The sequence below is a fragment of the Streptomyces sp. B1866 genome (genome assembly GCF_031932565.1).
In the GTDB taxonomy this organism is placed as follows: Bacteria; Actinomycetota; Actinomycetes; order Streptomycetales; family Streptomycetaceae; genus Streptomyces.
In genome coordinates this window covers 25,595-31,594 of record NZ_JAVSCF010000044.1, presented here as the reverse complement: position 1 = coordinate 31,594, position 6,000 = coordinate 25,595, and the positions used below count along the sequence as shown (strand labels likewise).

Genomic DNA, 6,000 nt, shown 5'->3' with positions numbered 1-6,000 from the left:
CGGGAGTCCGCGCCCGCGCTCAGCCCGCCGCGCCGCGGCGCTCCGGCTCCGCGCCCCCGCGCCCGTGTCCGCCGCGCCCGTGTCCGCCGTGCCCGCGCCGGTCAGCAGCCGCAGCGTCGGCGCGCCGAGCGCCCCTTCGAGGTGTTCGCGGTCGGGCATGACCGCGCCGCGCCGAGCGGTGCGAGGCCATGAGGGACAGCAGCCAGCCACCAGGCGGCGGCGTCCGGGGCGACGTCGGCGCGCACCTCGCCCGTGCGCTGTCCCCGGGTGGGGAGTTCGGTCAGAGTGCCGGCGACCTCCCGCATGCCGCGCCGTACGGCCTGCTCCACGGCGGGTTCGGCGGCGAGCGTCATCGCGTCGGCGAAGATCACACCGAGGGAGCCGCGGGCGTGCAGGTCGTCCAGGTGGCCGGGCGCGAGCATCCGCGCAAACAGCCCGCCGACGGACCCGCCGCCCTCGGCCTCGGCCTGCACGGCGCGGCCGTCGTCCTGGGCCGCCACTGGCTCGCCGGGCGCGACGGACGGCGCGCGCGGGCCGGGCGCGCGGAGCGGACGGAGCCGACAGGCCGGTGACGGCCGGCGCCCGGGGCGGGGCGGCGTCCCCGCCTCAGGCCGCCGGGCCCCCGCCCGGCGGCCGGGCGCCGCTCCCGGCCCGTGCGGTCGTCCGCGTCCTCACAGCGTCACGACCGACCGCAGCACGTCGCCGTGCTCCATCCGGGCGAACGCCGCCTCCGTCTCCTCCAGCGCGATCGTCTCCGTGACGAACGCCGCCAGGTCGAGCCGGCCCTGGAGGTACAGGTCGATCAGCGCGGGGAAGTCCCGCGAGGGCAGGCAGTCGCCATACCAGGACGACATGAGCGCGCCGCCGCGCGAGAAGACGTCCAGCAGCGGCAGGTCGAGCGTCGCCCCCGGGTCGGGGACGCCGACCAGGACCACCACGCCGGCCAGGTCGCGGGCGTAGAAGGCCTGCCGGTACGTCTCCGGGCGGCCCACCGCGTCGATGACGACATCGGCGCCGAACCCGCCGGTCAGCTCCCGGACCGCCGTGACCGGGTCGGCGGCGCGGGAGTTGACGGTGTGGGTGGCGCCCAGCCGCCGGGCGCCGGCGAGCTTGCGCTCGTCCACGTCGACGGCGATGATCCGCGTCGCACCGGCCAGCCGGGCCCCGGCGACGGCCGCGCCGCCCACCCCGCCGCAGCCGATGACGGCCACCGTGTCGCCTCTGCCCACCGCGCCGGTGTTGAGGGCCGCGCCGAGCCCGGCCATCACGCCGCAGCCGAGCAGCCCGGCCACCGCCGGAGCCGCCGCCGGGTCGACCCTGGTGCACTGCCCGGCCGCCACCAGCGTCTTCTCGGCGAAGGCCCCGATGCCGAGGGCCGGGGACAGCTCGGTGCCGTCGGTCAGCGTCATCCGCTGGGCGGCGTTGCGGGTGTCGAAGCAGTACCAGGGACGCCCGCGCAGGCAGGCCCGGCAGCGGCCGCAGACCGCGCGCCAGTTGAGGATGACGAAGTCGCCGGGCGCCACGTCGCGCACACCGTCGCCGACCGACTCCACGGTCCCGGCGGCCTCGTGGCCGAGCAGGAAGGGGAAGTCGTCGCCGACGTCGCCCTGCCGGTAGTGCAGGTCGGTACGGCACACCCCGCACGCCTGGACCCGCACCACGGCCTCGCCCGGCCCGGGCTCCGGCACCAGGACCGTGCGGACCTCCACCGGTCGGCCCTTGCCGGGGGCGACGACCCCGCGTACCTCCTGGGCGGCCATGCCGTGCTCCTTATCAGAGAGGATGCGGGCCTCGAACGAAGGTACCATCCGGTGCGTATTCAGGCCATCACTTTACGTGATGCTGTCCTCCTGTCAGGGCGTGGCCGGGACCCAGTTGCCGTGGAAGCCGTGCGGCACGCGGACCGGGAGGTGGACGGCGGCGACGGTCTCCAGGGTCCCGGCGTCGAGCAGCACCAGGTCGCTGCGTCCGGCGCGCTCGTCGTGGACGTACCCCAGCAGCACGCCGTCGTCCTCCGCCGCGTCCGGCGAGTGCGGGTGGAAGACGAACTCCCCGATCGACCTGCCCGCGCCGAAGGACCGGGCGGCGGTGGTCCCGGTGCGGTAGTCCCGCTTGAGCAGGGTGTCCAGGAAGTCCACGCTCATCCCGACCGCCGTGCTGTAGCTGTACCGGTGCCGCCGGCCCGTCAGCCGCTCGTCGACCCGCGGGAACTCCTGCGGCCGGTCGTCCAGCCGGGACTGGGCGGCCTTGCCCGTGGCCAGGTCGAGCACCCACTGTTCGACGGCGGGCGGCGCGTCGAACGGGCCGTGCGGGTCGGCGTCGAAGGTCCGGTCGTGGCGGACGACGTCGAGGACCACCGTCCCGTCCTCGTCGTAGGCGTTGACCGGGTGGTAGACGTAGGCCTGCTCGACGGGGAACCACCGCACGTCCGCCGGGCCGCCCGCGCGGGGCAGCACGCCGACGCGCGCCGGGTAGGACGGGTTCCAGCGGTAGGGCAGGTTTCCGTTCGGGCGGGCGCGGCGGGCCATCCCCGCCGCGACCGGCTCGGGCAGCCGTACGCGGCCGATCAGCGCGGAGAGCGTCAGGCGGGCCGCCGCGCGCAGCGGCGCGGGTACGCGCGCCGGGAGGGCCCGCCGGGTGTCGAAGGTGACGGGCAGGTCGTAGAGGATCACGTGCCGCTCGGTCAGCGAGAAGCTGTGCATCATCGGGCTGCCGGTCACCGGCACGTCCACCTGGCGCCGGAGCCTGCCGTCGGCGCCGATCACGGTGTAGCGCACGCGGTTGCCCCAGCCGAAGAAGTAGGACACGGCGTGCAGGTCGCCGGTGTCCGGGTCGCGCAGCGGGTGGGCGGTGTAGCCGCCGCGCAGGGTGCCGTCGAAGTCGCAGGCGCCGGCGGTGTCCAGCTCCTCCGTCAGCTCGTAGCACGATATGCCGGACTCGACGAGGGCGAGAGTCCGCCCGCGGTGGCCGATGACGTTGGTGTTGGCTCCCACCTTGTCGACGGTGCCCGGCGCGCCGGGCGGGCCGCCCATCGCGGGGGTGCGCACCCAGCGGTTGCGGTACCACTCGGCCCGGCCGTCGCGCAGCCGCACCCCGTGCACCATGCCGTCCCCGGCGAACCAGTGGTAGACGTCCGGGTCGATCTCGCCGGCCGGGTTGGGTCCGATGCGCAGGTAGCGGCCGTCCAGGTGGGGCGGGATGGTCCCGGTGACCTTCAGGTCGGTGAGGGTGTGCTCGTCGTGGACGGGGGCGAAGTTGCCCTCCAGGTACGGATTACCTGCGGTACGGCCCAAGTTACTCACGGTACGACCTCTCATAACGACGTTATGACACTCCTTTCATAACACCGTTATGCCATCATGACAACCATGAGCGAGCCCCCAGTCCGCGAGCGCCTGATCGCCGCCGCCGTCGACCTGCTCGCCGCCGAGGGCCCCGAGGCGGTGCAGGCACGCAAGCTCACCGCCGAGGTCGGCACCTCGACCATGGCGGTGTACACCCACTTCGGCGGCATGCCCGGCCTGGTCGACGCGGTCGCCCGCGAGGGCTTCGTCCGGCTCGGCAGGGCGCTGGCGGCGGTCGAGCGCACCGACAGCCCCCTGGCCGACCTCATGGCCCTCGGGCTGGCCTACCGCGACCAGGCGCGAGCGCACCCGGAGCTGTACCGGGTGATGTTCGGCGTCACCGCGATCAACGGCCACCGGCCCGTCCGGTCCCACGTCACGACGACCGGCGCCGCGGCCACCGACGCCGGCACCGGCGTCCCGACCGCGGACGAGGCGACCGGCGCGGCGACCGGCGAGGACCGGGACGAGGCGCTGGCGACCTTCAACGTCCTGGTCGGGGCCGTCGAGGCGGCCATGGCCGGCGGCGCCCTGCGCCCCGCCGACCCCACCGCGTTCGCCGCCCAGCTCTGGAGCCTGGTCCACGGCTACGTCCTGCTGGAGACCGCGGGCTACTTCGACGACGACGGCCTGGAGCGGGTGCTGCTCCCGCTGATGACCGCAGTGGCCGTCGGGGCGGGGCCCCACGGCCACCAGGAGTCCTGTCCCGCGGCCGGCGGCCGGTGACCGGGTCGGCTGCCTGGCGGTGGGCCCCGGCTCGCCGGTGTCCGCGGCTACGGCGTGACGTCCGTGCGTCCCGGGCGGGATTATCAGTCCGTATGCCCCCGCTCGGGCTACCGGCCCGTTCGACCGATGGGATACCACTCGATCGGGTTGCCGGGAAGCGCCCAGATAGTTCGGCACCGAGCGGCGGCGCGCCGCCGCGTGGGGCCGGGACGCGGCCCGGCGCCCCCAGCGCACTGCCGGGGGCGCCCCGCGTGCCGCGCTCGCGGACGGCCGGTGCCGCCGGCCGGGCGGGCCCGGGCCCTCAGTCCTCGGCCGGCCGGCCGCCGTCGAGCGCGGCGGCCGTGCGCAGCCACGGCTCGGCGTCCTGCGCGCGCCCCTGGCGTTCCAGGGTCCGGCCGAGCATCAGGTGGGCGTACGGCTCGACCGGGTCCCGGGCGATCACCTCCCGCAGCTGCTCCTCGGCCCGCCGCAGCTGCGCCGAGTGGTAGTAGGCGCGGGCCAGCAGCAGCCGGGGAGCGACCTGCTCGGGGAACTCCTCGACGACACCGGCCAGCAGCCGGGCCGCCTCGGCGTACTGCCGCGCCTCGAAGAACAGTCCGGCGCGCTCCCACAGCTCCGCCGCGCTCTCCTCGGGGAACTCGGCGGCGCTCGGGTACTGGGTGCCGGTCATGCGTGCTCCTCTCCGGTGTCGGCTTCTCCGGTGCCGGCCTCTCCCGCGTCGGTCCGGGGAGCGGCCCCCGGGGCGGTGTGGGGCAGGCGGTCGGCGGGCACGGCGCCCAGCCTGCCGCTCTGGAAGTCCTCCACCGCCTGAAGGACCTCGGCCTTGGTGTTCATCACGAACGGTCCGAAGTGCGCGACCGGCTCGCGGATCGGCCGCCCGCCGAGCACCAGGACGTCGAGCTCCGGCGTCCGGCTGTCGGGCCGGTCGGTCGCGGCCACGGTCAGCGCGCCGCCCTGGCCGAGGACGGCGAGCTGGTGCGCGTCGAGCGGACGCGCGTCCGGTCCGACGGTGCCGCGCCCGGACAGCGCGTACACCAGTGCGTTGAAGTCGCGCCGCCACGGCAGGACCAGCCGGGCGCCCGGGCTGAGCGTGGCGTGGATCAGCGTGATCGGCGTGAACGTGCTGCCGGGCCCGTGGTGCCCGGCCACCTCTCCGGCGATGACCCGTACCAGCGCGCCACCGTCCGGCGAGGTCAGCAGCGCCGCCTGCGGGCCCTCGATGCTCTGGTAGCGCGGCGGGTTCCACTTGTTCGCGCGCGGCAGGTTCACCCACAGCTGGACGCCGTGGAACAGCCCGCCGGACCTGACCAGGGCCTCCGGCGGCGTCTCGATGTGCAGGATGCCGCTGCCGGCGGTCATCCACTGGGTGCCTCCATCGGTGATCATCCCTCCGCCGCCGTGCGAGTCCTGGTGCTCGACGCGGCCGTCGATCATGTAGGTGACGGTCTCGAACCCGCGGTGCGGGTGCCAGGCGGTGCCCTTCGGCTCGCCCGGCGCGTACTCGACCTGGCCCATCTGGTCCATGTGGACGAAGGGGTCGAGGTCGCGCAGCGAGACGTCCGCGAACGACCGGTAGACGGGGAATCCCTCTCCCTCGAAGCCCCGCGGCGCGGCGGTCAGCGACCGTACGGGGCGCTGCGGTACGGCCTGCGGGTCGGGCTCCGGGATGCGCGGCAGGCGCAGCGTGTTCTCCACGGTGATGGCGGGCATAGGGTCCTCCTTCGGTGGTCGGGGCGTTCGAGTCGTTCAACTTTAAACGATCCGGGATTGTTCCCACCGGGTTCCCGCCCGGTTCCCGCGCACTCCGGTCGGCCGGGGAAGGGCCGGGGAAGGGCCGGGGACGCGCGTCCGCCCGGCACCCCGGGAGAGTCGAGCGAGTCGGCGAGTTGACGGCCTGTCTCGTTGAACGGGCCGCCTCGCTACGGTTGGC

At 75.2% G+C, this 6,000-nt stretch carries 6 protein-coding genes; 1 reads left to right on the top strand and 5 read right to left on the bottom strand.

Annotation, left to right across the window (positions count from 1 at the left end; translation table 11 throughout):
• Positions 1-101: 101 nt before the first annotated feature.
• From RKE29_RS09450 to RKE29_RS09440, 3 genes are all read right to left on the bottom strand, one after another.
• Positions 102-500 (bottom strand): hypothetical protein, encoded by a 399-nt coding sequence (locus RKE29_RS09450; RefSeq protein WP_312004658.1) that lies wholly within the window; start codon positions 498-500, stop codon positions 102-104.
• 171 nt (positions 501-671) lie between these two features.
• The gene (locus RKE29_RS09445) at positions 672-1,760 is read right to left on the bottom strand and encodes an S-(hydroxymethyl)mycothiol dehydrogenase (protein WP_312004657.1); all 1,089 of its coding nucleotides are present in this window, start codon (positions 1,758-1,760) and stop codon (positions 672-674) included.
• Between the two features lie 93 nt (positions 1,761-1,853).
• Positions 1,854-3,293, bottom strand: a complete 1,440-nt coding sequence (locus RKE29_RS09440) for a carotenoid oxygenase family protein (protein WP_312004656.1) — start codon at positions 3,291-3,293, stop codon at positions 1,854-1,856.
• A gap of 75 nt (positions 3,294-3,368) precedes the next feature.
• Between RKE29_RS09440 and RKE29_RS09435 the strand changes: the two genes are divergently transcribed.
• On the top strand, positions 3,369-4,070 hold the full coding sequence (locus RKE29_RS09435) for a TetR/AcrR family transcriptional regulator (protein WP_312004655.1): 702 nt from the start codon (positions 3,369-3,371) through the stop codon (positions 4,068-4,070).
• Between the two features lie 301 nt (positions 4,071-4,371).
• Here the strand turns inward: RKE29_RS09435 and RKE29_RS09430 are convergent, their stop codons facing one another.
• Together RKE29_RS09430 and RKE29_RS09425 are read right to left on the bottom strand one after the other, a co-directional pair.
• The gene (locus tag RKE29_RS09430; protein WP_312004654.1) at positions 4,372-4,740 is read right to left on the bottom strand and encodes a tetratricopeptide repeat protein; all 369 of its coding nucleotides are present in this window, start codon (positions 4,738-4,740) and stop codon (positions 4,372-4,374) included.
• On the bottom strand, positions 4,737-5,780 hold the full coding sequence (locus RKE29_RS09425; RefSeq protein ID WP_312004653.1) for a pirin family protein: 1,044 nt from the start codon (positions 5,778-5,780) through the stop codon (positions 4,737-4,739). The genes RKE29_RS09430 and RKE29_RS09425 overlap by 4 nt, the downstream gene beginning before the upstream one ends.
• Positions 5,781-6,000 lie beyond the last annotated feature (220 nt).

What these genes read in the sequence shown, in the direction of transcription:
- RKE29_RS09445 (WP_312004657.1), bottom strand. Translation starts at nt 1,760, where the DNA reads ATGGCCGCCCAGGAGGTACGCGGGGTCGTCGCCCCCGGCAAGGGCCGA.
- RKE29_RS09435 (WP_312004655.1), top strand. Translation starts at nt 3,369, where the DNA reads ATGAGCGAGCCCCCAGTCCGCGAGCGCCTGATCGCCGCCGCCGTCGAC.
- RKE29_RS09430 (WP_312004654.1), bottom strand. Translation starts at nt 4,740, where the DNA reads ATGACCGGCACCCAGTACCCGAGCGCCGCCGAGTTCCCCGAGGAGAGC.
- RKE29_RS09425 (WP_312004653.1), bottom strand. Translation starts at nt 5,780, where the DNA reads ATGCCCGCCATCACCGTGGAGAACACGCTGCGCCTGCCGCGCATCCCG.